Raw genomic sequence first — 1,081 nt, forward strand, 5'->3', positions numbered from 1 at the left:
CACCGCGCGCAGGCCCTCCAGCAGGTCGGTGCGCAGCAGGTGGCGGAAGCGGACGGCGGACGCGACGGCGGGCCCATCGGTACGGCTGTGGGGTACGGCTGTTGGGTACGGCTGTCAGTACGGCGGCCGGTGCGGCTCCAGACGGGTTCAGGGCGTCGTCGGAGCCGCTGCGGGGAGGCGTCAGGGCAGCGTCAGCACCGGTTTCACCACCTCCCCCGCCTCCGCCGCCGCGGCCGCCTCCTCGACCGCCTCGAACGGGTACGTCCGCACCAGCCGGTCCACCGGCAGCCGTCCCGCGCGCAGCAGGTCCACCAGCACCGGCAGGAACCGCGACGGCACGCTCGCCCCCTGGTTCACCCCGACGATCCGGGGCGCCCGGGCGAGCAGCCCCGGCACGTCCAGGCCCACCTCGCTGCCGGCCGGCGGCGCGCCGACCACCCCGCACGTGCCGCCGACGGCCAGCGCGTCCACCGCCTGGCGCAGCGCGCGGACGCTGCCGCTGGTCTCCAGCGTGTGCTGGGCGCCGCGCCCGCCGGTGAGGTCGCGGACGGCCTCGACGGGGTCCCCGGCGGACGCGTCCACCACGTCGGTGGCGCCGAGTTCCCGGGCCAGCGCGAGCCGGTCCGGACGCAGGTCGACGGCGACGATCCGCACCACCGGTGTCGACCGCGCCGCCAGGACGGCGGCCAGCCCGACCGCACCCGCGCCGAACACCACCAGGGTGTCGCCGGGTTCGGGCCGCAGCACGTTGAACACCGCGCCCGCGCCGGTCTGCACGCCGCAGCCGAGCGGCGCCAGCAGCTCGAACGGCACCGGCGGGCCGGTGACGGGCACGGTGTTGCGCTCGTCGGCGAGCGCGTAGCCCGCGAAGGAGGACTGGCCGAAGAAGTGGCCGTGCAGCGCGGCGCCGCGGTGGCGGCCGGTCCCGCGCACGGTGGCGCTGCCGTCCAGCCGGCGGCCGCCGAACAGGTTGAGCGCGTCCCAGTGGTCGCAGCGCACCGGCTGCCCGGCCCGGCAGGGCGGGCAGGCGCCGCAGGAGTCGAAGGTCAGCACGACGCGGTCGCCGGGCCGCACCCGGGTG

General features: G+C 77.9%; 1 protein-coding gene. It reads right to left on the reverse strand.

Going from position 1 to position 1,081, the window contains the following annotated elements:
• Positions 1-180: 180 nt before the first annotated feature.
• Positions 181-1,081, reverse strand: a 901-nt coding sequence (locus ABD308_RS16435) for a zinc-binding dehydrogenase (protein WP_344334198.1), incomplete at its 5' end; no start/stop codon positions are given.

This window comes from Kitasatospora putterlickiae (genome assembly GCF_039527695.1).
Lineage (GTDB): Bacteria > Actinomycetota > Actinomycetes > Streptomycetales > Streptomycetaceae > Kitasatospora > Kitasatospora putterlickiae.